Here is a 25,359-nt window from a genome sequence, read left to right as displayed (position 1 = left end):
TGCTGATACACCTACCGAACCATCGAGGAGCACACAGAACATGTCCGAGCGCGTCGTACTCGCCTACTCCGGTGGGCTGGACACCTCCGTCGCGATCAGCTGGATCGGCAAGGAGACCGGCGCCGAAGTGGTGGCCGTGGCCATCGACCTCGGCCAGGGCGGCGAGGACATGAACGTGGTGCGCCAGCGCGCCCTTGACTGCGGCGCCGTCGAGGCGATCGTGGTCGACGCGCGCGACGAGTTCGCCGACCAGTACTGCCTGCCCACCATCCAGGCCAACGCGATGTACATGGGCCAGTACCCGCTGGTGTCGGCGATCAGCCGCCCCCTCATCGTCAAGCACCTGGTCGAGGCCGCCAAGTTCCACGGCGCGAGCACCGTCGCGCACGGCTGCACCGGCAAGGGCAACGACCAGGTCCGCTTCGAGGTCGGCATCGGCGCGCTCGCGCCCGATCTGAACGTGATCGCCCCGGTTCGCGACTACGCCTGGACCAGGGAGAAGGCCATCGCCTTCGCCGAGGAGAACGCGCTGCCGATCAACGTCACCAAGAAGTCGCCGTTCTCCATCGATCAGAACGTCTGGGGCCGCGCGGTGGAGACCGGGTTCCTCGAGGACCTGTGGAACGCCCCGACCAAGGACGTCTACGACTACACCTCCGACCCGACCGTCAACTTCGAGGCTCCCGACGAACTCATCGTCACGTTCGACAAGGGTGTTCCGGTGGCCATCGACGGCCGCCAGGTCAGCGTGCTGGAAGCGATCATCGAGCTGAACCACCGCGCCGGCCGCCAGGGCGTCGGCCGCCTGGACATGGTCGAGGACCGCCTGGTCGGTATCAAGAGCCGGGAGATCTACGAGGCTCCGGGCGCCATCGCGCTGATCACCGCGCACCAGGCCCTGGAGAACGTCACCATCGAGCGCGAGCTGGGCCGGTACAAGCGGCAGGTCGAGCAGCGCTGGGGCGAGCTGGCCTACGACGGCCTGTGGTTCTCCCCGCTCAAGCGCGCGCTGGACGCCTTCATCCTGGACACCCAGCAGCACGTCTCCGGCGACATCCGGATGGTGCTGCACGGCGGCTCCGCCGTGGTCAACGGCCGCCGCTCGGAGCAGTCGCTCTACGACTTCAACCTGGCCACCTACGACGAGGGCGACACCTTCGACCAGTCCCTGGCCAAGGGCTTCGTCCAGATCCACGGCCTGTCCTCCAAGGTCGCCGCCCGCCGCGACCTGAACCAGAAGTAAGCCTCAGGCGTGCCGGTGCCCGACCGAGCACCGGCACGCCGACGGCTCCCACGAGGGTGGCCTCGAACCAGAATTCGCGCTGCACCGCCTCGACTTCGGCGGCGGTGGGGTAGGAGTGTGGCTTCCCGTAGTCTCGAATCGGCGTTCGGAGTGTGCTGACAGGGCAGCAGTGCACCCCGAAAGCAACCTGCGTACGCCTTCGCCCCGGCGCTCGAGGCCCCGGCATATGGTTTCGAGCAACCACCGAAGCTGCGTCGAACAGGAACGACTCGACCTGTGCGCGCCGACGCAACAACTCCAACGGAACGACTGAGCCGCAAGTCGATGCACCAGTTGATCCCGCAAACCAACCCACAACTGTTCTCGCGAATCAACGCACCAACTGATCTCGCAAGAACATGGGTAACTCACCGGGTACGCCCAAAACCCGACCGACACCCAACGCAAGACCTGAACGCAAACCGACCACCCACCCAACTGGTACGGCCTGAATACCCGGAGAGGCGGAACAGCATGAGCACGAACCAAGGTGCGCTCTGGGGCGGGCGATTCGCCTCCGGACCGGCCGAGGCCATGGCCGCGCTGAGCAAGTCGACGCACTTCGACTGGGCGCTGGCCCCCTACGACATCCGCGCGTCGAAGGCGCACGCGCGTGTGCTGCACAAGGCCGGGCTGCTCTCCGACACCGACCTGTCCGGCATGCTCGACGGGCTGGATCGCCTCGCGGCGGACGTAGCGTCCGGCGCGTTCGGCCCCGCCGAGTCGGATGAGGACGTACACGGCGCGCTGGAACGCGGCCTGATCGAACGGGTCGGCGCCGAACTCGGTGGCCGGTTGCGGGCGGGGCGTTCGCGCAACGACCAGGTGGCCACGCTGTTCCGGATGTGGCTGCGCGACGGCGTGCGCCGGGTGGCCGCGGGCGTGCTCGCGGTGGTCGACGCGCTGGTGGAGCAGGCGGCCGCGCATCCGGACGCGGTGATGCCGGGCAAGACCCATTTGCAGGCGGCGCAGCCGGTGCTGCTGGCCCATCACCTGCTCGCGCACGCGCACCCGCTGCTGCGCGACCTCGACCGGCTGCGCGACTTCGATCGCCGCGCGGCGGTGTCGCCCTACGGTTCCGGCGCGCTGGCGGGCTCCTCCCTGGGACTCGACCCCGAGGCCATCGCCGCGGATCTGGATTTCGACGCGGCCGCCGCCAACTCGATCGACGCCACCTCGGCGCGGGACTTCGCCGCCGAGGCCGCGTTCGTGCTCGCCATGATCGGCGTCGACCTGAGCCGGATGGCCGAAGAGGTGATCCTCTGGAGCACACCGGAATTCGGCTATGTCACGCTGGCCGACGCCTGGTCGACCGGCTCGTCGATCATGCCGCAGAAGAAGAACCCCGACGTCTCCGAGCTGACCCGAGGCAAGGCGGGCAGGCTGATCGGCAATCTCACCGGCCTGCTGGCCACCCTCAAGGCGCAGCCGCTGGCCTACAACCGCGACCTCCAAGAGGACAAGGAACCTCTCTTCGACTCGGTGGCGCAACTCGAACTGCTGCTCCCGGCCATCGCGGGCTTGGTCTCGACGCTGACCTTCCACACCGATCGCATGGCCGAACTCGCGCCCGCGGGTTTCACGCTGGCCACCGATATCGCCGAATGGCTCGTCCGCCAGGGTGTTCCGTTCCGGGTCGCGCACGAGGCGGCGGGTGCGTGCGTGCGTGCCGCCGAGTCCAGCGGCGTCGGCTTGGACGAGCTCACCGACGAGGAGTTCGCCGCGATCGACCCGGCGCTGACCGGGAAGGTGCGCGAGGTGCTCACCGTGCAGGGCTCCATCGCGTCCCGCAACGCCCGGGGCGGTACGGCCGGTGTCCAGGTCGCGGCGCAGCTCGCGGAGGTGCGCGAGGCGGCGGCCGCGGCGCGAGCCTGGCTGGACTGAACCCGGGCTCCGCCCGCTGTCCGCGATCCGCGACCCGGCCTATCCGACGACGGTGATGTCGGCTCCGCTGAACAGCAGATCGCTGCGGCGCCGGGGACCCACGTCGAACCCTTGCGCCGGTTCGGCCTCCGGCGTCAGCTCGCGCAACTGCCGGAGAAACACCTCGACCGCCAGCGTGGCCATGCTCTTGCCGGGACAGACATGCCTGCCGAACCCGAAGGTCAACGGCAATTTGCCGGTCCGGTCCAGCGCGAGGCAGTCGGGAAACGCCTCCGGGTCGCGGTTCGCCGCGGCGAACATCACGAGCAACGGTCCGGCGGGCAGCCGCGTGCCGCTGGAGAGTACGACCGGTGTCCTGGCCCGACGCTTCCATGCCACCAGCCCCGGATCGAGTTGAAGGATCTTCGCCGCGACCCGTGCGCCGCCGTTCGGCTCGGTGAGCAGATCCCACCAGACGCGGTCCGGATCCCCGAGCAGTCGCTGGACGCCTTGCTGAATGCTGCCGCTCACCGTGTGCACGCCTGCGCCCAATGAATTCGCCATGGCGGATACCGCGATCCGATGGGACAGCCCGGCGTCGCGCAGTGTGCGGGCGAACCCGGTCGCCTCGCTGCCGCGGCCCGCGCGGACCGCTCTGCCGCTGACGGTGAACAGCCAGCCGAGCGCGCTCACCGCGTCGGCCAGTTCGCGTCCGCGCATCACCCGGCCGAGCAGTCCCGATTGCGCTCCGCTCCAAGCGGCCACGTTCGGCCAGTCCGATGCGGGCAAGCCGACCGCCGCACCGACGGTGCGGGCGGCATAACCGATCGACAACGCAGTCACGTCCAACGGCGAGCCGGGCCGGAATCCCGCGTCCCGCACCGCCGCGTGGAAGTGCTCGGCCATCTCGGCGGCCCGGGCGGCCCGATCGGCGGGGGAGATGGTGAAATGCCCAGAAGGCCCGGCCATGGTATTCCACACCCGCTTGTGCAACAGGTCGTCGGACAGGTTGGCGGTCGCCTTCGCGGGTGGCGGAACCAGGTGCCGGACGAAATGCGGGATGGCGCGGGGCGTCGCCGCGATGCGCGCGTAACCGACGAGGGGATCCAGCGAATTCGCGTTGGAGATGCCCGGTGTCGTCGCGTCCAGCACTTCGCGCACGTCGTCGTACTTCCAGATCACGCGCAGCCCGGACCGATGCGCGTAACTCGGTTCCGGCCACTCGTGCAAACGCCGGTACCTCTCATCGCGCTCGGCATACGGCAACTCGTTGCAGGTCACTTCGTCGAAGGGAAAACCGGTCACCGCAACGTTCGAGCTACGCATCGGCCGAGCGTATCGGCACCTCGGCAACGGTCGCCGGTCCGCGAATCCCCGGCACTGGGAGGGCCGGTGCCCACCGCTGCCGGGGCCGAGGCCGGGTCGCGGCTGTGACTAGGCTGCGAAAATGACCTTGTTGCTGCTCGCCTTGGCCATCGCCTCCGAGGTGACCGCGACCGTTTCACTGAAACTGTCCGACGGATTCACCAAGCTCGTCCCTTCGATCGTGGTGGTCGTCGGCTATTGCACGGCGTTCTTCTTCCTCGCCCGGGCGCTGAAGCGAGGGATGCCGATCGGGGTGGCTTACGGCATCTGGTCGGCGATCGGCGTCGCCGCGATCGCGCTGATCGGCGTGCTGTTCCTCAACGAGCGGCTGACCCTCGTGCAGGTCGGCGGCATCGGGCTCGTGATACTCGGCGTGCTCGCCTTGGAACTCGGTGGCGCGCACTGACTTCGGTTGCGAGGCAGCCCGCGAGTTGTCGCGGGTCAATCCGATACGCGGACCCCGTATCCCGCGTTCCCGAGGGCGGTGAGCACGTCGTCGCGATGAGCGGTACCTCGTGTCTCCAGGGTGAGCGCCACTTCCACCTCGTCCACCGCCAGCCACGTCCCGGTGCGGGAGTGTGCCACGTCGACCACGCTTGCGCCCGTCTTGCCGACCACCGCCAGCAGCGATCCCAGCGCGCCGGGGCGATCGGAAATCGTCACGCGCACGGCGAGATAGCGACCTGCCGCGCTCAGGCCGTGACCTATCACGCGGGTCAGCAGCAACGGGTCGATATTGCCGCCGGACAGGATCGCGCAGACCGGCCCCCGCAGGCCGAGTTCCTCGGGCGAAATACTCATCAGAGCGGCGACCGCCGCGGCGCCCGCGGGTTCGACGATCAGCTTCGCGCGTTCCAGGCACAGCAGCAGCGCCTGCGACAGCGCTTCCTCGTCCACCGTCACGATTCGTGAAACATGCTGGGCCACATGGCCGAACGGCACTTTGCCGGGCTGTCCGACCGCGATGCCGTCGGCCATCGTCGACATCCGCTCGACGCGGACCGGGTGGCCCGCCGCCAGCGAGCCCGGCCAGGCGGCCGCTTCCGCCGCCTGCACCCCGATGACGCGGACGTTCGGCGCCATATGCCGCAGCGCGACCGCGACTCCCGCCAAGAGCCCGCCGCCGCCGGTGGGCACGAGCACCGTGCCGACCTGCGGCAGCTGCTCCGCGATCTCCACGCCGGCGGTGGCCTGGCCTGCCACGATATCGGGATGGTCGAACGGATGGATCAGCGTCGCGTCGGACCGGTCGGCGAAATCCAGTGCGGCGTCCAGCGACTCGTCGATGGTCTCGCCCACCTGGCGGACTTGCGCACCGTATGCCCTGGTCGCCGTCACTTTCGGCAGTGACGCCCCGACCGGCATGAACACCGTCGACGCGATGCCGAGCGAGGCCGCCGACCACGCGACGCCTTGCGCGTGGTTACCGGCGCTCGCGGCCACGACGCCGCGCTCCCGAACCTCCTGCGGCAAATTCGCGATTCGGTTGTAGGCCCCGCGCGGCTTGAACGACCCGGTGCGCTGCAGGTTCTCGCATTTCAGCCACACTTCGGCGCCCACGCGCTCGGACAACACTCGCGAGGCCAGCAGCGGCGTGCGCCGGATCACCGGGTCCAGCAGCCGCGTGGCCGCCGCGATCCGCGGCATGTCGACGGTCTCCATAGCGCCATGCTGCCACTCGGGCAGGCGAGATCAGGCGGCTCTGGCGAGGTTGTGGGCCAGCGTCCCCAAGCGCGCCAGGCGCGCGTCGCCGAGCGGGGTGATCCGGCTGCCCAGGCGATTGGTGACGAAGCCGAGCGACATCCCGGTCGCCGGGTCGGCGAAACCGCCGGAGCCGCCGAGGCCGAAATGGCCGAAAGCCGAGATGGGTTCGGCCTTGGACGGCTTCATCGGCACGCCGTGGTAACCCAGCGCCCAGGGAATACGGAAGGCCAGCACGTAGTCGGGGGTGAACACCTGCCGCCGGGTGATCTGCTCGATGGTGTCCGGGCGCAGCAGCTGATACCCGTCCAGTTGCCCGCCGTTGGCGAGCGCGCCGTACACGCGGGCCAGCGCGCGGGCGGAGAAGACGCCGTTGAGGCCGGGCATCACCGAGTCGTGCAGGCGCGGATCGGCTACCAGCTCGGCGAAACCCACGGGGGTGGTGTCGGCGGCGGCCGCGAAGCGGGTGCGGGCGAGCATCCGCGAGCCACGCTCCCAGCTCATGCCCGCGACCGTCAGGCGCGGGAAATTGGTGGCGATACGCCCGCGCTCGGCTGCCGGGACCCGGAACCACAGTTCCTCGGCCGCGAGCGGTAGCGCGATCTCGGTGCGCAGCGCGTCGGTGAATTCCGTTCCGGTCACCCGGCGCACCAGCTCCGCGGCGAGGTGTCCGTAGGTGATGCCGTGATAGCCGCTGGTCACCTTGTGCCGCGGATCGGGCGCGGCGGCCGCGAGCGCCGCGGTGACCGCGGCGTCGTCGAAGAATCGCTCGACCGGTCCGGGCAGCAGCCCACGCAGCCGGTGCAGCCCGGCCCGGTGGGTCAGCATCGCCCGCACGCTGATGCGCTCCTTGCCCGCCGCCGCGAACTCCGGCCAGTAGGTCGCGAGCGGCTCGTCGTAGTCGATCAGGCCGCGCTCGGCCAGGCGATGCACCAGCGTGCTGGCGATCCCTTTGCCGGTGGAGAACGCCATCGCGACGGTGTCGTGCGCCCACGGGACATCCGGATGCGCGTAACCGGCCCAGACGTCCACCACCGGCTCGCCGTGCAGGTAGACCGCCAGCGCTCCGCCGCCGTCGGACGGACGCCGGAACAGCCGGTCGAACTCCGCCACCAATCGCGCGAAGCGGCGATCTACGAATTGTCCTGCCGAAACTGTCATCGAAACCTGTGCCTGTCTTTCAGCGCCTGCGGCGTCGCGAACAATCCAATGCTAGGTGTCTCGTTTCGCTCGAGACCGGTGGCCGGGACCCGCACCCACCACGCGACCGGTCGGTACTGTGAGAAGACGTTTCCTGACCGTCACACGGGTGACCGGGAACGCAACACGCTGCCCCTAGCGTGTTGTCATGCCCCCGAGACGACGTTCGGCGCTGCTCGCGAGGTTGGTCGTCGACACACCCGGCCGCCCGCAGATCATCCTCGGCGAACTGCGCCGGGTGATCCTCGACGGGGCGGTGCCGCCCCGTACCGTCATCCCGCTGCGCGAGGTGGCGGAACTGTTCGGCGTGAGCCATATTCCGGTGCGCGAGGCGCTCAAGACGCTGATCGGGGAGGGGCTGGTCACCCACGAGCCGCACGCCGGATACACGGTGGCGCAACTGACCGCCGCCGAATTGCGCGAGATGTACATCGTGCGGCAGACCTTGGAGACGGCCTCGCTCGCCGCGGCCGCCATGAACCACTCCGCCGCCGACCGCGCCGAACTGCTGGATGTGAACGAGGCCATGGAACAGGCGATACGCGACGACGACCCGGCCGCCTACCACCGTGGGTCGCGCACCTTCCATGTGGCGCTGACCCGGCCGTCACGCATGTTCCGGCTGCTGCACATGCTCGAAGCGGCGTGGAACGTCACCGAGCCGGTGCAGTCGATGGTGCACATCGGCCGGGCCGACCGAGTGCGGCTGCACACCGACCACGCGTTGATGCTGGACGCGTTCCTGGCCCGGGACGTCGAGCGCCTGCTGCTCGTCGCCGAACATCACCATCGCAGGCTGGAGTCCGTGATCGCGACCTTGCCCACCGATACCGGTCTGCTCGCCCCGGAAGATATATCTGCCGCGCAATAGCCGGGCAATAACCGCGCAATGGACGGGCAATAGCCGATTCCTACCGTCGTTTCGATCACAGTTTCACCCTTCGGATGGGAAACACCATGACCGAAACCATCGCCGCGGCACCCGCTCCCGAGCGGATCGCCCCCGCAGGCTATGACCCACGGCTCACAAACGACGATCTCGCGCCGCTGCGCAAGCAGAACTGGGGCTCTTACAACATCTTCGCGTTCTGGATGTCGGACGTGCACAGCGTCGGCGGCTATGTCACCGCGGGTAGCTTGTTCGCGCTCGGCTTGGCCAGCTGGCAGGTACTGGTGGCCTTGTTGATCGGGATCACTCTGGTGTATTTCTTCTGCAATCTGGTCGCCAAGCCGAGTCAGGCGACCGGCGTGCCGTACCCGGTCATCTGCCGCAGTGCGTTCGGCGTGCTCGGCGCCAATATCCCCGCGATCATCCGCGGGCTGATCGCGGTGGCCTGGTACGGCATTCAGACATTCCTCGCTTCGGCGGCACTGGATGTCGTACTGGTGAAGCTGTTTCCGTCCCTCGCGCCGTACGCGGTGGCAGGCGACTACGGATTCCTCGGTCTGTCGCTGCTCGGCTGGGGCAGCTACCTGACGCTGTGGGTGGTGCAGGCCTGCGTTTTCTGGCAGGGCATGGAGTCCATTCGCCGGTTCATCGACTTCTGTGGGCCCGCGGTGTACGTGGTGATGTTCCTGTTGTGCGGTTACCTGATCGCGAAGGCCGGCTGGGGCGCGATCGATCTGAACCTGGGCGCGGTGCGGTACACCGGATGGGATTCGGTGCCCGTGATGCTGGGCGCCATCGCGCTCGTGGTCTCCTACTTCTCCGGGCCGATGTTGAACTTCGGCGACTTCTCCCGGTACGGCAAGTCCTTCGCCGTGGTGCGCCGGGGCAACCTGCTCGGTCTCCCGCTGAACTTCCTGCTGTTCTCGTTGCTGGTGGTGATCACCGCCTCGCTGACGGTGCCGGTCTACGGCGAGCTGATCACCGACCCGGTCGCCACGGTGGCGCGCATCGACAGCACCTTCGCGATCGTGCTCGGCGCACTGACCTTCACTGTCGCCACCATCGGCATCAACATCGTCGCGAACTTCATCTCGCCCGCCTTCGACTTCTCGCACGTGAGTCCGCAGCGCGTCAGCTGGCGCGCGGGCGGCATGATCGCCGCGGTGGGCTCGGTGCTGATCACGCCGTGGAATCTCTACAACAACCCGGAGGTCATCCACTACACGCTGGAGGTGCTCGGCGCCTTCATCGGCCCGCTGTTCGGGGTGCTCATCGCCGATTACTACCTGGTACGCAAGCAACGCGTGGCGGTGGACGACCTGTTCACGATGTCCAGCAGCGGACGCTATTGGTATCGCGGCGGATACAACCCGGCCGCGGTGATCGCGACGGTCGTCGGCGCGCTGGCCGCGGTGATGCCGGTGCTGGCCAAGGATGTCACCGGTATGTACACCGCGGCACAGTACAGCTGGTTCATCGGTTGCGGCCTCGGCTTCGTGGCCTACTACGTCCTTGCCACACGCACCTGGCCGGCGATGCGGGAGAGCGCGGCCTGATGCATATCCGTGTGGTCAACCCCAATACCTCCCGGGCGATGACCGACACGATCGAGCGGTGTGCCAGGGCCGTCGCTGGTCCTGGCACCCTGCTCGACGCGGTGACCTCGGAGATGGGACCGGCCTCGATCGAAAGTCACTACGACGAAGCGCTCAGCGTTCCCGGCCTGCTCGCCGCGATCCGGCGCGGGGAGGCCGAGGGGGTCGACGGCTACGTGTTGGCCTGCTTCGGCGACCCCGGTCTCGACGCCGCGCGCGAGCTGGCCAGGGGACCGGTGATCGGGATCGCCGAGGCCGCTATGCGTACCGCCGCTCATCTCGGTCGCGGGTTCAGCGTGGTCACCACCCTGGGCCGGACCGTCGGCCGGGCGGCCGATCTGGCGGAGCGCTACGGGATGCGGCACTTCTGCCGCGGTATCCACGCCTGCGAGATTCCTGTGCTCGCCCTCGACACCGATCCGGACGCGCGCAAGATCGTCACCGAAGCGTGCCGGGAAGCGGTCGAGGCGGACCGGTCCGACGCGATCGTCCTCGGCTGCGCGGGGATGGCCGATCTGTCCGCGCACGTGCGCGCCGAGGTCGGCGTGCCGGTGGTGGACGGTGTGGCGGCGGCGACCCTGACCGTCCAATCGCTGCTCACGCTCGGTCTGCGCAAGTCCGGCCGGGGCGAATTCGCCGCGCCGCCGCCGAAGCCTTACACCGGCTCGCTGCGATCGTTCGGGGCCTGAGCGAGGCTCAGGCGGCTACCGCGATGGCGAGCTTGCGCAGTTCGGCGTCCGGGTCGGCCACGTCGACCACGAGCCGTGTGACGTCCGCGCCCGCCAAGTCGATACGGATGGCGTGTCCGTCGAATCGGGTGTCCCAGAATTCCTTGCGGCCCTTGCCGCGGAAGGTCCCCGCCGCGATCACGCCGGGGAAGAAAGTGCCGGGCGTGCGCACCCACGGCGGGCGGCGGTCGACCCCGGCCATGCCGAGCGCGGTGACGGCGGACAGGTCGAAACTCAGCTGGTCGCGCAGCGCCAGCAGCTGATGCGCACCGAGCACGTGCACCGTCACCGTCGTTCCGGTGACCTCGAATTCCACCATCACGCACCTCACTTCACCGAGAACTCGTACCTCTCAACGATGCAGAACGGTCCTGGTCACAGCCTGTGCCGTTCCTATGAGTTCTCTCAGTTTCACTCCATGTTGTTACATGGATATGCGCATCAATCGATGTCACGCACCGTGCCGAGTGTGTCGACCAGCGCGAATGTCGAGCTACAACCGGCTCGGGAGGGAAAGCCGTCGTGAATTCGCCGGCTGGATCGAGGCAGCCGCGCCGCCTGCGCAGTCGGCGAGATGTGTTCGGCTGCCTCGGACCAGGAGAAACGATACGACGAATCAGTGCGCAGAGGTTCCTGTGACGTGCGCGTGTTCCGCGACGTCGAGGACACCGGCCAGCCATGGGGTGTAGGCGTCCGGGTTGTCGGCCAGCGCGTCGCGTAGCGCGTCCGGCTGAATCCACGCGAAGTCGGCGACCTCGGCCGGATCCGGTCGAGGGTTGCCGATGTCGAGGCGCCCGATCAGAACGTGATCCCACTCGGATTCGACGCGGCCGGTGCGCAGGTCCGCCGCGTGGTAGCGGTAGATCCCGGCCTCGGTGAGCGCGATCGTCAGGCCCATTTCCTCGGCCAGCCGCAGCCCCGCCGCGGCAGCGACCGGTTCGCCGGGTGCGGGGTGGCCACAGCAGGTATTGGCCCACAGTGACGGGAACCTGGTCTTGACCGCCGCACGCTGCTGCAAGAGCACCCGGCCCGCCGAGTCGAACAGCAAGACGGAGAACGCGCGGTGCAGTCGTCCCGGGGCCAGGTGTGCCTCGGCGACCGTGCACGCGCCGACCGCGCGGCCCGCGTCGTCGACGAGTTCGACGGGCAGGGCCTCGCGGTCGGTGTACGGCTGGGCGAGGGCGTCGGTCACCTGCCCACCTTATCGGCGGCGATGAGCAGGTAGTGGAAGCTCCCCTCCTGGTACGCGGTCAGGAACGGCTTCTCGACGCCGGTGGCGAGCTCGGAATGCGTGCGCAGCTCCCAGTACGGGATGGTCGCCGCGGTGAGTTCGGTCACGGAGATGGGCACCAGGTTGTTCGCGGCCAGGGCGCGGAAGTACTCGCCGCGCGGATGGATCATGCAGCCGTAGTGCGCGTCGATCCAGCTGACCGAGGACGCGCGACCGCCGGTCACGTCGTTGGAGCAGCCGGTGATGCACACGTAGCGTCCGCCCGGCTCCAGCAGGCGGGAGAACTCGCTGAACAAGTCGAAGAGGTCCACGTACATCGTGGTCTCGTTGGTCCAGATCCCGCGCATGGAACCGGTCTCGAAGCCGGTGTCGAGCATGTTGCGGAAGTGGAACCGCACCTTGTCCGCGACGCCGCGGTGAACAGCCTGGTCATTGGCGAAGCCGACCTGATATTCGGAGATGGTCACGCCGTCGACCTGGCAGCCGAAGCGCTGGTTGGCCATGAAGCTGGTGCCACCGCGCCCCGAGCCGCCGTCGAGCAGCCGGTCGCCGGGCCGGACGTCGCCGAGGTGGTCGAGCAGGAAGTCCGCCTGCGCGGTCTCCAGCCGGTGCAGTTCGGCGACGATGCGTTCCTCCCGGGTGTCCGCCGGGCCGGTCAGCACGGACAGGTCCGGCTCGCCGATGCCGTAGTGGTGGTGGTAGAGCCCGTCGACCTCACCGAGTTTGGTGTTGACCCGGTCGTCGTTCGGGTTGTTGTTCCAGTACGCGGCGACGGATTTCTGGTAGCTGGTACGCAGAACGGTCCCGGTCTCCGGGTTGAGCATGGTCATGCGCGATCATCCTCTCTCGGTGCGGTACTGCTTCGTTGCTCTCTTACAGGTGGCTCTGGTGCGGGTCGCGATAGCGCTTGCTGTCGGCGTGCCAGGCGCGGTTGCCTCCCATCCAGGCCCACAGGCCCGCGAGGAAACGGCGTAGTTCCGGCGAGCCGAGCGCGGCCAGGGGCGCCGCTTCCCGTTCGAACCGGTGCACGAGTTCGTCGTGCACCTCGGCGGTGCGCAGCACGGCCTCGCGGCGCGAGCAGCGCTCCTCGGCGGCCAGGACGGTCGGCAGGTTGAACTCCCTGCCGTTGGAGAGATCCTCGCGCGCCATCGAATACAGGTCGTTGACCATCTGGCTGGCCAGCGCGGCGGTGGTGACCACGCGGCGCACCGCGGGGTCGGTGTACTCGGCGGCCGGTAACTCGTAGCCGCCGACCACATCGGTCGGCGCCATGCACGGCAGGAAGCTGTGCGGTTGCCGATTGGCGAGGTACTCCCACACCGGCGGCATCCGCCCCGCCGAGCGCCAGCCCGCTTCCGCTCCGAGCGCGATGAACCAGCCCGCGATCTCGGTGCGCAGCCGGGCCAGTTGCGCAGGGCGTGCGTAGCGTGCGAGGTGCTCGAAGGACGTGCGAAACGCGCGCAGGATCGGATCGGCTTCGAGAGCGGCCTCGAGCTGGGCGACGTAACGCGCGGGAAGATAGACCGGGTCCATGGCGGCGGCCGCCAATTCGAGCCGGGGACCCAACTCCGCCTCGGCGCTGGAGGGGGTGCCGTCCGGTGCCCGGTCGTCGGCATCCTCCTCGCAGTAGTAGTCGTCCACGGACCATTCCGAGACCGCGCATTTCGCCGCCGCCAGCAGCCGGTCGGCATCGTCGCAGTCCGGGTGGGCGAGCATGATCAGCCGGCCGAAATCGGCGTCGCGCAACTCCTGCAGCCGCCCCTCGTACAACCCGATGTCCCTGGCCCAGTCGACGATGCCGATGTTGACGGCCTCGGCGAGAGCCGGATCGTCACGCAGCGGCGGCGGGCAGTACAGCGGTGGAATCGGATCCTGCCGATCGCGGCACACCTCGGCGGTGCCGGATCCGGTCGGTGTGCGTGGCACGCGTGCGGGACCGCCCGCGGCATCCGACCCGATGCTCGGTTGCGTCCGCGTGCCCGTGCGAGGTGGCCCCGCGAGGCCGTGTAGCAGCGCCGACGGCGTGCCGAGCCCGGTGGGTCCGGTGGGAATGCGTGGCGCTGCGGGCAACGGAGTTCGTCCCGTCACCAGGGGCGGCCCCGGTGCGGTGGCGAGAACTGCGGCTGCCCCTTCGATGGCTGCTCCCGGTGTGCCGGCGCGGACAGCGGTAGGGGAAGTCGCCGCCACGGCGGGCGTCGTGGCAGCGTCCGCGCCGGTACGGGCAAGCAACAGCGCGGCGGCGCCCAGGCCGGACGGACCGAGCAGAGCGCGCGGTGTGACCCCCGCCTGTCCGGCCACCGACGAAATATTCGGCGAATCAGCCGCTTTCGTCGACAACAGGTCGGCCGGAGCGGTTGTCCGGGTATTGGTGAGTAGCGCGACGACGGTGGCGGCCACCTCATCGGTGGCGTGCGCCGCCGCGGCGCGGGAGAGCACCGACATGCCCATCACCCCGGTCAGTCGGCTTGCCGGGCGACCGAGACGTTGTCGAGCACGCCGAGCGCGTCGGGCACCAGCACGGCCGCCGAGTAATAGCAGCTGATCAGGTAGGAGATGATCGACTGGTCGTCGATGCCCTTGAAGCGCACGTTGAGGCTCGGCTCGTATTCGTCCGGAATCCCGGTCTGGTGCAGGCCGATCACGCCCTGGTCCTTCTCGCCGGTGCGCATGGCCAGGATCGAGGTGGTCTGGGTGTCGCTGATCGGGATCTTGCCGCACGGGAAGATCGGTACGCCTCGCCACGCCGGAACCCGGTGCCCGTCCACCTCGACCGGATCCGGGTAGAGCCCGCGCTTGGTGCATTCGCGTCCGAACGCGGCGATCGCCTTCGGATGGGCAAGAAATAGTTTCGTGCTGCGGCGCATGCTGAGCAGTTCGTCGAAGTCGTCCGGGGTGGGCGCGCCGGTCTCGGCGTAGATGCGCTGCTTGAGATCGCAGTTGTGCAGCAGCCCGAAGTCGGGGTTGTTGACCAGGTCGTATTCGCGGCGTTCGTAGAGCGCTTCGATGGTCAGGCGCAGCTGCTGCTCGACCTGATTCATCGGGTCGTTGAACAGGTCGGCGACTCGGGTATGCACCCGCAGCACGCTCTGCGCCAGGCTGAGTTCGTATTGGCGTGGGGCGGCGTCGTAATCGACGAACGTGCCTTCCAACAGCGGCTCGCCCGCGTGGCCGGAGGCGATCGCGATGTCCGCCTCGCCTTTGTTGTTCTGCGGATGGGTGGGTGCGGAAGCCACGCGAGAAAGTTGCTCGCGCAATGCCGAAGTTCTGTCGATGAACTCTGTGAGTGATCGTCGCGGAAGGACCAACATGGTTGTTCGCGTGACCGTCTTGATGGTGACCGGCCAGATCGCCGAAGGTTCGGTCAATATCGTGTCGCCGAAGAAGTCGCCGCCGCCGAGGATGCCGAGCTTCGTCTGCTCGCCGTACTCACCCGACCCGATTTTGCTCAATTTGCCGTGCACGATCAGCAGAATTTGATCCATCGGATTGCCGAATTCCGCTACCACAATGCCCGGTTCGAGATCGCGCTGTTCGAAACGGTCCGCGAGGGCGCGCAGCACGTCCTCGTCATCGAATCCGCGCAGCGCCGGAAGTTCTTGCAATTCCAGGGGAATGACGCGTGCGGTGGAGCCGTCGATGACGAATTCCACTTCGCCGTTGCCCACGGTGTGGGTGAGGCGGCGGTTCACTCGGTATACACCGCCGTTGACCTGCGTCCACGGCAGCGCGCGAGTGAGCCATCGCGAGCTGATGCCCTGCATCTGCGGTTCGGATTTGGTGGTGTGCGCGAGCAGGCCCGCGGTACTGGTGCTCAGGCTCCTGCGCACGTTGTTTTCCGTTTGGACTGGCATTTCAATGGTCATGCGTGGTCCTCACCTCGAGACGGCCACCGAGACGTGGTGACGGGTTGTGGAGCAGGGGATTCGAGATCGTCGATAGTTCAGAGTCGCCGGGTGTTCACATCAAACAGCAGCGGGCGTGCCCGCGGAGAGCTCATCGATCGAATTTGCCTACGCGCCAGGGCGTTCCAGACGTGATCGATGGTAGACGCCGAAAGCGGCTGTGCACAGAAAAATTTCGAAGATCGTTCCGACGCCCGCCGGATGGTCACGACACGCGGTCGATTCCGGTAACGGCGGGTTGCGTCCGGAGGTTCGGTCCGAATTGCGTTCTGGTAGCGGCAGATCAGCTATGTGAGCGTTCGACTGCCTCGGCACAAGCGGTGCCCGGCGCTCTCTCGATGTGGGCGAATCGGGCGGCTGGAGTGGCCATCGCGGCCATGCCGTGGCATCCACCGGTCGCGAGCGATGTCCCTACCCGCTGTGCTGCCGGACGTAAGCCATGTCCGAGCCGGGGCGTGGGTGCCGCCGGGATACGGTCGAGTAGGTGACCCCTCGATCGATGTGCGCCCGTATTCCGGCGCGGCGTGAAAACGGTGGCGGGCGCCCGGGCACACCGATGGCGCTGACCTATCCGGGTTGCCGGTGGCCGGGGCTGCCGCGATGGAATGTTTCCGCGTCGATACGTGACCGTCAGGGAGCCGACTGCGGCAACCTGGCATGTGACGTGTCACAGCGGACACATAATGGACAAGTGGTGTGGGAAGCTCGTCTGAACACGTCGCCGTGTGTGATGCGGGTCACGTTCTAGGGTAGGGCCAGGAGCGATGGTGAAGTTGAATGCGAAGGTTGTGGTGGGCTCGGTACAGCGGTTGATGGCGACCGCGCAGAACGGCCTGGAGGTCATCCGCTTCGGCGGACTGACCCCTGACGTGGCGTCCTCGCCGTTCGAGGTCGTGGAACGCAGACGCATGTACCGGCTGCGGCATTACTTCCCCGACGACACGACGCCGGGGCGCCCGGTGGCCGTGCTGGTCCCGCCGCTCATGGTGAACGCCGACATCTGGGATGTGAACGCCGAAGAGGGCGCCGTCGGGATCCTGCACCGCGGCGGCATCGACTGCTGGGTGGTGGACTTCGGCTCGCCCGCCAGCGAGGAGGGCGGCTGGCAGCGCGATCTCGCCGACCACGTGCTGGCCGTCAACAGCGCGATCGACACCGTCAACGAGGCCACCGGCAGCGGCGTGCACCTGATGGGCTACTCGCAGGGCGGCATGTTCGCCTACCAGACCGCCGCCTACCGGTACGGCAAGGGCGTGGACAGCATCGTCACCTTCGGCAGCCCGGTCGACATCGTCGCGGGCATGCCGTTCGGGCTGCCCTACGGCATGGTCTCCGACGTCGCGGACTTCCTGGCCGATCATGTGGTCACCCGGTTGCCGATCACCGACTCCATGGTGCGCATCGGCTTCCAGTTGCTCGATCCGGTGAAGACGGCCAAGTCGAGGATCGACTTCCTGCTTCAGCTGCACGACCGCGAGGCGTTGTTGCCGAAGGAGCGCCAGCGCCGATTCCTCAACAGTGAAGGCTGGGTCGGTTACGCGGGCCCGGCCGCGGCGGATCTGCTCAAGCAATTCGTCGCGCACAACCGACTGATGCTCGGCGGTTTCGTGATTCGCGATCACCCGATCTCGCTGGCCGAACTGAAATGCCCGATCCTGGCGTTCGTCGGCGAGGTCGACGACATCGGACAGCCCGCCGCGGTGCGCGGCATCGTGCGGGCCGCGCCGAACGCGGAGGTCTACGAGGCGACATTGGTCGCGGGCCACTTCGGCCTGGTGGCCGGAAGCATGGCCAGCAAACACACCTGGCCGCTGGTGCGGCAGTGGGTGGAATGGATGAACGGCGACAAGCCGCTGCCCCCTGAGATCGTGCCGATGACCGAGCACGTGCCCAGCAATCGCCCCCGCTCGGCGGCCACCCGGGTGGTGCACACCGCCGCGACGCTGGCCGAGGCGGGCACCGGCGTCGGCAAGGCCCTCGAAGGCATCGCGAGCAACACGGTGCGCGGATCGATCGAACTGGCGGGAGAGGCCGCGCGGGCTCTGCCCAGGCTGACCCGCCTCGGCATGATCCAGCCGCACACCCGTATATCGCTCGGCCGTTTGCTGACCGAGCAGACGCGCCGCGCGCCGCAGCGGGACCTCTTCCTGTTCGACGACCGCGTGCACACCAACGCGGCGGTCAACGAGCGCATCGACAACGTGGTGCGCGGCCTGATCTCGGTGGGCGTGCGCCCGGCCATGCGGGTCGGCGTGGTGATGGAGACCCGGCCCAGCGCGCTGGCCTCGGTCGCGGCGCTGTCGCGGCTGGGCGCGGTGGCGGTGCTGCTCGCCCCGCACAGCGACCTGCGCCGCGCGATCGAGCTCACCGGCGTCGAGACGCTGATCTCCGATCCGGAGAACCTGCGGCAGGCCGCCGCGACCGACGCCAGGGTGCTGGTGCTCGGCGGTGGTAGCACGCGCGAGCTGGCGCTGCCCACGACCGACCGCCTGATCGACCTCGAGCAGATCGACCCGGCGCGGGTGCGGGTGCCCGCCTGGTACCGGCCGGACCCCGGTCTGGCGCGCGAGCTGGCGTTCGTGCTCGTCACCGGCACCGGTGACCGGCTGGAGACGAAGTACATCACCAACCACCGCTGGGCGCTGTCGGCGTTCGGCACCGCGACCACGGCCGATCTCAATCGCAGGGACACGGTGTACTGCCTTGCGCCGCTGCATCATTCGTCCGGGCTGCTGGTCAGTCTCGGCGGGGCGATCGCGGGTGGCAGCCGGGTCTCGCTGGCCCGGTCGCTCGACCCGGCGCGCTTCGCCGAGGAGGTGCACCGCTACGGCGTCACCGTGGTGACCTACACCTGGACCATGCTGCGCGACATCCTCGACGCGGAGGTGTTCCCGGACGGCCACAGCCACCCGATCCGTTTGTTCATCGGCTCCGGAATGCCCGCCGGACTGTGGCGGCGCACCGTGGAGCAGTTCGAGCCCGCCCGCGTGCTCGAGTACTACGCCTCGATCGAGGGTGACGTGGTGCTGGCCAACGTGGCCGGGGTGAAACGCGGATGCAAGGGGAGGTCGGTTCCCGGCACCGCGAAGGTGGAACTGGTCGCCTACGACCCGCTCACCGAACGCATCCTGGTCGACGGATCCGGCTACGCCCGCCGTTGCGCGGACAACGAGGTGGGTCTGCTGATCGGCAAGGCGTCCGACGGCGTCGACATCTCCGCGGGCGGCCTGCGCGGGGTCTTCACGGCGGGCGACTCCTGGATGCCGACGGAGAATCTGTTCCGCCGCGACAGCGACGGCGACTACTGGCTGATGGACCGCACGGACACGGTGATCCACACCCGGCGCGGGCCGGTCTTCGGTCAGCCGATCGTCGACGTGCTCAACGACATCACCGCTGTGGACATGGAAGTCACCTACGGACTGAACGTCGACGACCATTGCATCGCGGTGGCCGCGGTGAGCGTGCGCGAAGGTCTCCGCCTGGACCCGAAGGATGTCACCGAGGCGTTGCGGGTGCTGGACCCGGACCAGCGGCCCGACCTGGTGTACGTGGTGGACGACATCCCGCGCAGCCCGTCGTTCCGTCCGTCCGCCCGCGCCGTGCAGGCGGCGGGCAGGCCGGAGCCGGGGCCGGATACCTGGTGGTACAACCGGGCATCGGACGCCTACGAGATCCTCACCGACGACCAAGCGCGCGCGCTGCTCGGTGGCTGACGCGATACATGTTGCCGAAGAGCCGGATTCATCGACCGATGGCATAGTGAGTGCCTGTGGGAACGAGCCTCATTTACCGCAACGGGACTGTCTACGAGGTCCTGATGCGCGGGTTGTACGGCAAGCACTACACGGCTCGGTATCGCGCTATCGCGGAACTCGTCCCGGAAGGGGCGAGCGTGGTCGATCTGTGCTGCGGGCCCGCGACGCTCTACACCCGCTACTTGCGCCACAAGTCGGTCGACTACACCGGGCTCGATCTGAACGAGCGCTTCGTCGCGCGCGTGAACGAAGCGGGCGGGCGGGGCAAGGTGTGGAATTTGCATTCCGGCGACGCGCTGCCCACGGCCGATTACGTCATCATGCAGGCCAGCCTCTACCACTTCCTGCCCGAGCCGCGCCCGCTGCTCGATCGGATGCTCGCTGCGGCCACCGACCGGGTGATCGTCGCCGAACCGGTCCGCAACCTGGCCACCAGTGACAATCCGGTCCTCGCCACGATCGGCAAGCGGTTCACCGACGCGGGCGACGGCGAGCAGGCACACCGCTTCACCGAGCGGACGCTGGACGAGTTCTTCACGGCGTACGGCCCGCGGGTGGCGCGGCAGTCCCTCATCGCGGGCGGGCGGGAGAAGCTCTACATACTCACCGCGTGAACCGGCGTGCGGGCCGGTTCACACGGTGAACGCGGTGACCGCGTCCACGACGCGGGCCACCTGCGCGTCGGTGAGATCCGGCCAGAGCGGCAGACGCACGACGGTTCCGGAGAACTCCGCGCTGCGGGCGCAGGCCCGCGGCGTGCGGCCGAGCTTGAACCCGGCCGGGCTGGAATCCAATGGGATGTAGTGGAACGGTGCGGAGATACCCCGCGCCGCGAGGTGCGCGATCAGGTCGTCGCGGCGGCGCTCGTTCGGGGTCCGCAGGTAGTACAGATGCGCGGTGTGCCCGCGATCGGCGGGCACGGACATCAGACGGACATCGTTGCGCTCGGCCCAATCCGGCAGGGCGGCGGCGTAGGCGTCCCACACCCGGTGGCGTCCGGCCTGGATGGTGTCGAACTCGTCCAACTGCGCGTCGAGCACGGCCGCGTTCAGCTCGCTGGGCAGGTAGCTGGAGCCGATGTCCTGCCAGGAGTACTTGTCCACGGCGCCGCGCAGGAACCGGGCCCGGTCGGTGCCCTTCTCCCGGATGATCTCGGCGCGCGCCATCAGGATTTCGTCGGTGAGCAGCAGCGCGCCGCCCTCACCGCAGTGCACGTTCTTGGTGTCGTGGAAGCTCAGCGTGCCCATCGTGCCGATGGTGCCGAGCTTCCGGTCACGCCAGGTGCCGCCGAGTCCGTGCGCGTTGTCCTCCACGACGGCGAAGCCGTGCGTGTTCGCCAGGTCGAGCAGTCCGGCCATGTCGGCGGCGACGCCACCGTAGTGGATGACCACCACGGCCTTCGTCCGCTCGGTGACCACGGCCGCCACCGACTCAGGGTCCAGATTCCCGGTGGCCGGATCGATGTCGGCGAAGACGCACGTGGCGCCACGCAGCGCCATCGAGGTGGCGGTGGAGGTGAAGGCGAAGCTGGGCACGATCACTTCGTCGTCGGGCCCCAACTCCAGCAGCAGGCCCGCCATTTCCAGCGCGGATGTGCAGGAGGTGGTGAGCAGGGCGTGTGGAGCGCCCGTGATCGCCTTCAGCTTCGCGGTGGCCGACGCGGTGAACTGTCCGTCGCCGTGGCTGTGGTCGGAGGCCAGCACGGCCTCCAGATTCGCTAATTCCCGGCGCGCCCGGTACGGACGGCTGAAGATGACGCGGTCAGTGCTCAACCCGGTCGGTCCCCCTGCTGGCGGTGGTCGCGGTCATTTCCGAAGTGTCCGCCGGACGCGGTGTCGGCGTCTCGACGGTCAGATAGAGCGGTTTGCCCACCAGGATGTGCAGCGCCACGCCCAGGTACTCGGCGATGAGTCCGAGTGAGAACAGGATGGCGCCGGAGCACAGCAGCAGCACCACGATGGTGGATGCCCAGCCTTCCGGCGCCCAGCCGTCGGTGGTCAGCGCTTCGATCACGACGACCGCGGCCATCACGCCGCCGGCCAGCGCCAGGGTGACGCCGAGCAGGCTGACCAGCCGCAACCCGCGGGTCCCGCTGCACAGCACCATCTTCCAGAACAGCGAGAACAGGCGGCGGTAGTTGTAGCCGGACTCCTCCCTGCCCTCGGCGCGCAGCACCACCGGCGCCTGCGCGACGGCGCCGACCACCCAGGTCAGCGCGACGTCCAGGTAGACGCCGTTGGACGCGACCTCGGCCAGTTGCCTGCCGATGTCCCCGCGGATCAGCCGGTAGCTCTCGAACCGGGTGGAATCCGGGAACGCGAACAGCGTCGCGAGCACCAGCTTGGCTCCGCGCGAGGTCAGATTGCGCAGGAAGCCGTGCGGCCTGGTGTTGCTCGGCTTGGAGTAGACCAGATCGGCGCGCTGCGCCAGCGCCGTGTCCAGGAACGTGCTGATGAAGCGGGGATCGTGCTGGCCGTCCTCGTCCATGGTGACGATCCAGTCACCGGCCGCGGCCGACATCCCGGCGATCGTCGCAGCGTCCTGGCCGAAGTTGCGGCTGAGCCAGACGGTGCGCACGGTCGGATAGGTCCGTTGCAGTTCTTGCAGCACCACGTCGGAGCGGTCCGGGCCGTGGTCGTGCACCAGGATGATCTCGGAGACGACGAACGGGGTACCGCCGGGAGTCTCGGTGGTGCGCGTGAGATCGTGCAGTTCGGCGACCAGACCGGCGATCGTGTCCTCGCCCCGGTACACCGGCACGACCACCGACACCGTGTGCGGCCGGTCCACGCCGGGCCGTGCCGGGTCACCGTTCGTCGCGGGGGCGCCGGAACGGAGTGTGCGGGCGGGTGGGATCGGCATCAGCTGGATCGACTTTCGATGACGGTGCGTGCCGGTACTCGTGGCAGAACTGCGGAGCCCGAACCGGTGTGGACTCTAGCACGGTGCGCCGGGTGGCCAGCGGAGCAGCTGATCATGCCCTCATCTTGGTGGCGTCCGCGACCGATGCCAAGCCGGGAGCCGCCCTGTAGGGTTTGGAACTCGTGACGGACAGTGCAGTGCTCGACTCGCCGCCGGACGCGTATTCGCGGCGAGATGTCTACCGGTGGGGGGTCATCACCGCGCTCGGAGTGGTCGCGGGTTACCTCGCTGTCCTGCTCGCCAACGCCCGGCATTTCTTCACCGACGACACCGAGTCCCAGTACACCTCGTTGTGGGTCGGCCTCGGCCGTGCGCTGCGCGCAGGCGATTTTCCGGTCATGGTGCCCGAGCACTGGATGGCGGGCAACAACACCATGGACGACGCGGGCCTGTTCAACCCGCCGCAACTGCTGATCGATCTGATCGCGCCCTCGGTGGACAACGTCGCGCTGTACGCCACCGTCGTGAAGCTGATCTTCTCGATCATCGCCGCGCTCGGCGTGTACCGCGTCTGCCTCGTCTACGGCGGGCGGCCCGCCTGGTCGGCGGTGGCGGGTATCGCGCTGCCGCTGTCAGGCTTCTTCCTGTTCTTCGACGAAGCCAGCTGGATGACCGCGCTCACCGGCACAGCGTGGATGGTGCACGCCTGGGCGGCCTCGGTCCGCTACACGCGCGGTCGAGGCGGGCCCGTTCCGGTTTTCGTCTACCTGTACCTGACCATCTCGACGCAGTACATCTTCCCCGCGGTCGAAGCGGTGCTGATGCTGCTGGCCGTGGCCGTGGGCGAGCTCGTGTACCAGCGCAAGTGGCAGCCGGTGCTGCGGCTGACGCTGGCGGCGGGCTGCGCCGGGCTCGCGGGCCTGCTGACCTTCCTGCCGAGCATGCTGTCGGCCAAGGTGACCTGGCGCGGCACCGCGCAGATCAACAACGACCAGTTCCTGACGGTGCCGTGGTCGGAGTCGCTGAACGCCAGCCTGCCCAGTTCGATGCCCGCCTTCACGTCGTGGTGGGGTTACGTGCAGCCGCTGCCGGTCACCTACATCGCCTGGTTCCTGATCCCCGCCCTGGCGTTCGTCGACTGGCGGCGAGCCAAGGAGGCGTGGCGGGAGCTCAGCGCGATCGCGATCTTCGCGATCATGATGCTGATGTGGACGGCGGGCCCCGGTTCCGTCGGGCCGCTGCGCTGGCCCGCACGCGTGCTGCCGATGCTGGCCATCGGGCTGCTGGTCCTGGTGTGCGTGCTGCTGGGGCGTTTCGGGACGTTCCGCGATCCGAAGAACCGCGGCATCGCGGCGGGCGTGCTGATCCTGCTGCTGTGGGTGCGCTCCTTCTCCGCCGACCCGCACGACGCCATCTGGCACGTCATCGCGGCCTTGGCGCTGGCGGCGCTGGTGGCGGCGGTGGTGTGGCTCGGGCGCGCCAAGGGCACCGCGGCGGCGTGCGCCCTGACCATCGTCGCGATGTTCCCGATCGCCTATTTCCAGGTCGATGCCGCGCAACCCACGCCGATGTCGTGGAATCTGCCGACGAAGCGTTCGGAGGCGATGGCCGCGTTCCCGGACTTCGCGGGCAACACCATCCAGCTGGGCGACCGTGGACTGCTGCAGCCGCAGGACAAGAGCATCGAGGCGGCCTACGGCTCGCTCGTCTTCGGTAACTACGCCCGCGGACTCGAGTTGAACTACGTCAACGGGTACACCCCCAGCGGCCATTTCTACTTCGGTGAGCTGCTGTGCATGCGCTGGGACGGCAGTGTCTGCCCGGACGCCTACCGGCGCATGTTCGCGCCGGAGCCGACCACCGGGCGGCCGTTGGTCGATCTGATGAACCTGGACCGCGTGGTGGTGCAGCGGGCGCTGTTCCCGGACGCGCCCGGCCAGCCCGCACCCGAGGGCTGGACGTGGGTCGAGTATCCCGGGCACGAGCGCTACATCGCGGTGCTGGAACGCGTCGGCGGACCGATCTCGACGACGAACGGCCGCGTGACGGCGACCCAGAAAGCGACCGCGACATCGATCTCCGAGACCGACACCACCAGCCGGGTGCGCGTGTCCTCGGCCGAAGGCGGCCGGGTCGTGTTCGCTCGGCTGGGCTGGCCGGGGTACCGAGTCACGTTGAACGGCAAGTCGCTTCCGATCACGACGGTCGCCAAGTCCTTCATCGCCGTCGATGTTCCCGCGGGCACCCAGGACGCCGAACTGGTGCTGACCTGGCGTCCGCCCGGCTGGAAGATCGGCATCGCCGCCGTGGTGGCGGGTGTGCTCGGCATCGGCGTCCTGCAGTGGCTGTTCGTCCGGTCCCGGCGCCGCGAGGAGCCGGAGGAGAGCGCCGCCGCCGAGCCCGCCGAACCGGATCGCCAGTTGGCGGACGTCGTTTCGTGACGACGAACCCGCCTCCGGTCGCCGTGGGCGCCGACGCGGTGGGCGACGGGCCCGCGGCCGGACTCCTGGTGCGGGTGGTCCGGCGGCAGGAGGTCGCCTTCGCGCTGGTCGGCGCGTGCAACACCCTGCTCGGGATCGCGCTGACCGTGGTGTGGCTGGCGGTGCTGGGTGACGCGTGGCCGCCCGCCGTGGCGGTCGTGCTGGCCTACGCCGTCGGCATCGTCGTCGCTTTCGTCCTGCACCGGACGCTCGTGTTCCGGGTGCGCGGCCGGGTGCTGCGCGACTTCGCGGGCTTCGTCGTGGTGAATTCCGGTGGGCTGCTGATGAACACGGTGCTGCTGTCGCTGGCGGTCTCGATGCTGCATCTGCCGCGGATTCCGTCGGCCGTCGTGGTGATGGGCCTGGTCGCCGTCGTCAGTTTCTTCGGCCATCGCTACATTTCGTTCCGCCGCAAGCCGGAGGCGCGGACCGAGAACGCGACCGGATGACGCGTCACCGAATGGCATCCCGGTACTGGCTTGCCGGAGCGGCAACGCGGTGAC

The 25,359-nt window shown here is 68.5% G+C and carries 20 protein-coding genes; 10 read left to right on the top strand and 10 right to left on the bottom strand.

Annotated features, from left to right (window positions below; translation table 11 throughout):
* The first annotated feature begins 40 nt into the window (after positions 1-40).
* Positions 41-1,243 (top strand): argininosuccinate synthase, encoded by a 1,203-nt coding sequence (locus AB0L97_RS16920; RefSeq protein WP_355080705.1) that lies wholly within the window; start codon positions 41-43, stop codon positions 1,241-1,243.
* 513 nt (positions 1,244-1,756) lie between these two features.
* On the top strand, positions 1,757-3,166 hold the full coding sequence (gene argH, locus AB0L97_RS16915; RefSeq protein WP_364430240.1) for an argininosuccinate lyase: 1,410 nt from the start codon (positions 1,757-1,759) through the stop codon (positions 3,164-3,166).
* A gap of 39 nt (positions 3,167-3,205) precedes the next feature.
* Here the strand turns inward: argH and AB0L97_RS16910 are convergent, their stop codons facing one another.
* Positions 3,206-4,471 (bottom strand): hypothetical protein, encoded by a 1,266-nt coding sequence (locus AB0L97_RS16910; RefSeq protein WP_364430237.1) that lies wholly within the window; start codon positions 4,469-4,471, stop codon positions 3,206-3,208.
* A gap of 121 nt (positions 4,472-4,592) precedes the next feature.
* Here AB0L97_RS16910 and AB0L97_RS16905 point away from each other — a divergent pair, with 121 nt between their 5' ends.
* On the top strand, positions 4,593-4,916 hold the full coding sequence (locus tag AB0L97_RS16905; protein WP_364430234.1) for a multidrug efflux SMR transporter: 324 nt from the start codon (positions 4,593-4,595) through the stop codon (positions 4,914-4,916).
* A gap of 35 nt (positions 4,917-4,951) precedes the next feature.
* Here AB0L97_RS16905 and ilvA read toward each other — a convergent pair whose 3' ends face one another.
* Complete coding sequence (gene ilvA / locus AB0L97_RS16900; RefSeq protein ID WP_364430231.1) at positions 4,952-6,172, bottom strand: threonine ammonia-lyase; 1,221 nt, start codon at positions 6,170-6,172, stop codon at positions 4,952-4,954.
* 30 nt (positions 6,173-6,202) lie between these two features.
* Positions 6,203-7,372 carry a serine hydrolase domain-containing protein gene (locus AB0L97_RS16895; RefSeq protein WP_364430228.1) on the bottom strand — a complete coding sequence of 390 codons (1,170 nt, stop codon included), beginning with the start codon at positions 7,370-7,372 and terminating at the stop codon, positions 6,203-6,205.
* Between the two features lie 187 nt (positions 7,373-7,559).
* Between AB0L97_RS16895 and AB0L97_RS16890 the strand changes: the two genes are divergently transcribed.
* From AB0L97_RS16890 to AB0L97_RS16880, 3 genes are all read left to right on the top strand, one after another.
* Positions 7,560-8,282: a GntR family transcriptional regulator gene (locus AB0L97_RS16890; protein WP_355080789.1), complete on the top strand. Its 723-nt coding sequence runs from the start codon at positions 7,560-7,562 to the stop codon at positions 8,280-8,282.
* An 86-nt stretch (positions 8,283-8,368) separates the two neighbouring features.
* Positions 8,369-9,856: an NCS1 family nucleobase:cation symporter-1 gene (locus AB0L97_RS16885; RefSeq protein ID WP_364430224.1), complete on the top strand. Its 1,488-nt coding sequence runs from the start codon at positions 8,369-8,371 to the stop codon at positions 9,854-9,856.
* Positions 9,856-10,584 carry an aspartate/glutamate racemase family protein gene (locus AB0L97_RS16880; protein ID WP_355080793.1) on the top strand — a complete coding sequence of 243 codons (729 nt, stop codon included), beginning with the start codon at positions 9,856-9,858 and terminating at the stop codon, positions 10,582-10,584. Before AB0L97_RS16885 ends, AB0L97_RS16880 begins: the two co-directional genes overlap by 1 nt.
* 7 nt (positions 10,585-10,591) lie before the next feature.
* Here AB0L97_RS16880 and AB0L97_RS16875 read toward each other — a convergent pair whose 3' ends face one another.
* The 5 genes from AB0L97_RS16875 to AB0L97_RS16855 form a co-directional block, all read right to left on the bottom strand.
* A complete protein-coding gene (locus AB0L97_RS16875) occupies positions 10,592-10,942 on the bottom strand; it encodes a hypothetical protein (protein ID WP_355080795.1) in 351 nt (116 codons plus the stop codon).
* A 297-nt stretch (positions 10,943-11,239) separates the two neighbouring features.
* Positions 11,240-11,815, bottom strand: a complete 576-nt coding sequence (gene idi, locus AB0L97_RS16870; RefSeq protein ID WP_355080797.1) for an isopentenyl-diphosphate Delta-isomerase — start codon at positions 11,813-11,815, stop codon at positions 11,240-11,242.
* Entirely contained in the window at positions 11,812-12,684 is an 873-nt protein-coding gene (locus AB0L97_RS16865) for a geranyl diphosphate 2-C-methyltransferase (RefSeq protein WP_355080798.1), read from the bottom strand. The genes idi and AB0L97_RS16865 overlap by 4 nt, the downstream gene beginning before the upstream one ends.
* A gap of 43 nt (positions 12,685-12,727) precedes the next feature.
* Positions 12,728-14,296, bottom strand: coding sequence for a family 2 encapsulin nanocompartment cargo protein terpene cyclase (locus tag AB0L97_RS16860; protein WP_364430217.1), 1,569 nt, complete (start codon positions 14,294-14,296; stop codon positions 12,728-12,730).
* A gap of 14 nt (positions 14,297-14,310) precedes the next feature.
* Positions 14,311-15,717, bottom strand: a complete 1,407-nt coding sequence (locus AB0L97_RS16855) for a family 2B encapsulin nanocompartment shell protein (RefSeq protein WP_364430214.1) — start codon at positions 15,715-15,717, stop codon at positions 14,311-14,313.
* 803 nt (positions 15,718-16,520) lie between these two features.
* On the opposite strand from AB0L97_RS16855, the gene AB0L97_RS16850 reads away from it, so the two are divergent.
* On the top strand, positions 16,521-19,472 hold the full coding sequence (locus AB0L97_RS16850) for an AMP-binding protein (protein WP_364430211.1): 2,952 nt from the start codon (positions 16,521-16,523) through the stop codon (positions 19,470-19,472).
* A gap of 56 nt (positions 19,473-19,528) precedes the next feature.
* Positions 19,529-20,128, top strand: a complete 600-nt coding sequence (locus tag AB0L97_RS16845; RefSeq protein WP_355080806.1) for a class I SAM-dependent methyltransferase — start codon at positions 19,529-19,531, stop codon at positions 20,126-20,128.
* 18 nt (positions 20,129-20,146) lie between these two features.
* On the opposite strand, the gene rffA is transcribed toward AB0L97_RS16845, so the two are convergent.
* Together rffA and AB0L97_RS16835 are read right to left on the bottom strand one after the other, a co-directional pair.
* On the bottom strand, positions 20,147-21,286 hold the full coding sequence (gene rffA / locus AB0L97_RS16840) for a dTDP-4-amino-4,6-dideoxygalactose transaminase (RefSeq protein ID WP_356969045.1): 1,140 nt from the start codon (positions 21,284-21,286) through the stop codon (positions 20,147-20,149).
* Positions 21,276-22,376: a glycosyltransferase family 2 protein gene (locus tag AB0L97_RS16835; protein WP_355080809.1), complete on the bottom strand. Its 1,101-nt coding sequence runs from the start codon at positions 22,374-22,376 to the stop codon at positions 21,276-21,278. Before AB0L97_RS16835 ends, rffA begins: the two co-directional genes overlap by 11 nt.
* Positions 22,377-22,645: 269 nt before the next feature.
* On the opposite strand from AB0L97_RS16835, the gene AB0L97_RS16830 reads away from it, so the two are divergent.
* A complete protein-coding gene (locus AB0L97_RS16830) occupies positions 22,646-24,817 on the top strand; it encodes a hypothetical protein (protein ID WP_364430622.1) in 2,172 nt (723 codons plus the stop codon).
* A 23-nt stretch (positions 24,818-24,840) separates the two neighbouring features.
* Positions 24,841-25,305, top strand: coding sequence for a GtrA family protein (locus tag AB0L97_RS16825; RefSeq protein WP_364430619.1), 465 nt, complete (start codon positions 24,841-24,843; stop codon positions 25,303-25,305).
* Positions 25,306-25,359 lie beyond the last annotated feature (54 nt).

Origin of the sequence: Nocardia sp. NPDC051911, from assembly GCF_040681035.1 — a bacterium.
GTDB lineage: Bacteria > Actinomycetota > Actinomycetes > Mycobacteriales > Mycobacteriaceae > Nocardia > Nocardia sichangensis.
Note: the sequence above shows the minus strand (reverse complement) of the source record. Positions and strands in the feature narration are given on the sequence as shown.

Bases quoted from the DNA above. Each gene is read 5' to 3' on its own strand.
- argH (WP_364430240.1), top strand. From the start codon at position 1,757: ATGAGCACGAACCAAGGTGCGCTCTGGGGCGGGCGATTCGCCTCCGGA.
- AB0L97_RS16905 (WP_364430234.1), top strand. From the start codon at position 4,593: ATGACCTTGTTGCTGCTCGCCTTGGCCATCGCCTCCGAGGTGACCGCG.
- AB0L97_RS16850 (WP_364430211.1), top strand. From the start codon at position 16,521: ATGGTGAAGTTGAATGCGAAGGTTGTGGTGGGCTCGGTACAGCGGTTG.
- AB0L97_RS16910 (WP_364430237.1), bottom strand. From the start codon at position 4,471: ATGCGTAGCTCGAACGTTGCGGTGACCGGTTTTCCCTTCGACGAAGTG.
- AB0L97_RS16860 (WP_364430217.1), bottom strand. From the start codon at position 14,296: ATGTCGGTGCTCTCCCGCGCCGCGGCGGCGCACGCCACCGATGAGGTG.
- AB0L97_RS16835 (WP_355080809.1), bottom strand. From the start codon at position 22,376: ATGCCGATCCCACCCGCCCGCACACTCCGTTCCGGCGCCCCCGCGACG.
- AB0L97_RS16895 (WP_364430228.1), bottom strand. From the start codon at position 7,372: ATGACAGTTTCGGCAGGACAATTCGTAGATCGCCGCTTCGCGCGATTG.
- AB0L97_RS16865 (WP_355080798.1), bottom strand. From the start codon at position 12,684: ATGACCATGCTCAACCCGGAGACCGGGACCGTTCTGCGTACCAGCTAC.
- AB0L97_RS16885 (WP_364430224.1), top strand. From the start codon at position 8,369: ATGACCGAAACCATCGCCGCGGCACCCGCTCCCGAGCGGATCGCCCCC.
- AB0L97_RS16890 (WP_355080789.1), top strand. From the start codon at position 7,560: ATGCCCCCGAGACGACGTTCGGCGCTGCTCGCGAGGTTGGTCGTCGAC.
- AB0L97_RS16920 (WP_355080705.1), top strand. From the start codon at position 41: ATGTCCGAGCGCGTCGTACTCGCCTACTCCGGTGGGCTGGACACCTCC.
- AB0L97_RS16880 (WP_355080793.1), top strand. From the start codon at position 9,856: ATGCATATCCGTGTGGTCAACCCCAATACCTCCCGGGCGATGACCGAC.
- AB0L97_RS16875 (WP_355080795.1), bottom strand. From the start codon at position 10,942: ATGGTGGAATTCGAGGTCACCGGAACGACGGTGACGGTGCACGTGCTC.
- AB0L97_RS16855 (WP_364430214.1), bottom strand. From the start codon at position 15,717: ATGACCATTGAAATGCCAGTCCAAACGGAAAACAACGTGCGCAGGAGC.
- ilvA (WP_364430231.1), bottom strand. From the start codon at position 6,172: ATGGAGACCGTCGACATGCCGCGGATCGCGGCGGCCACGCGGCTGCTG.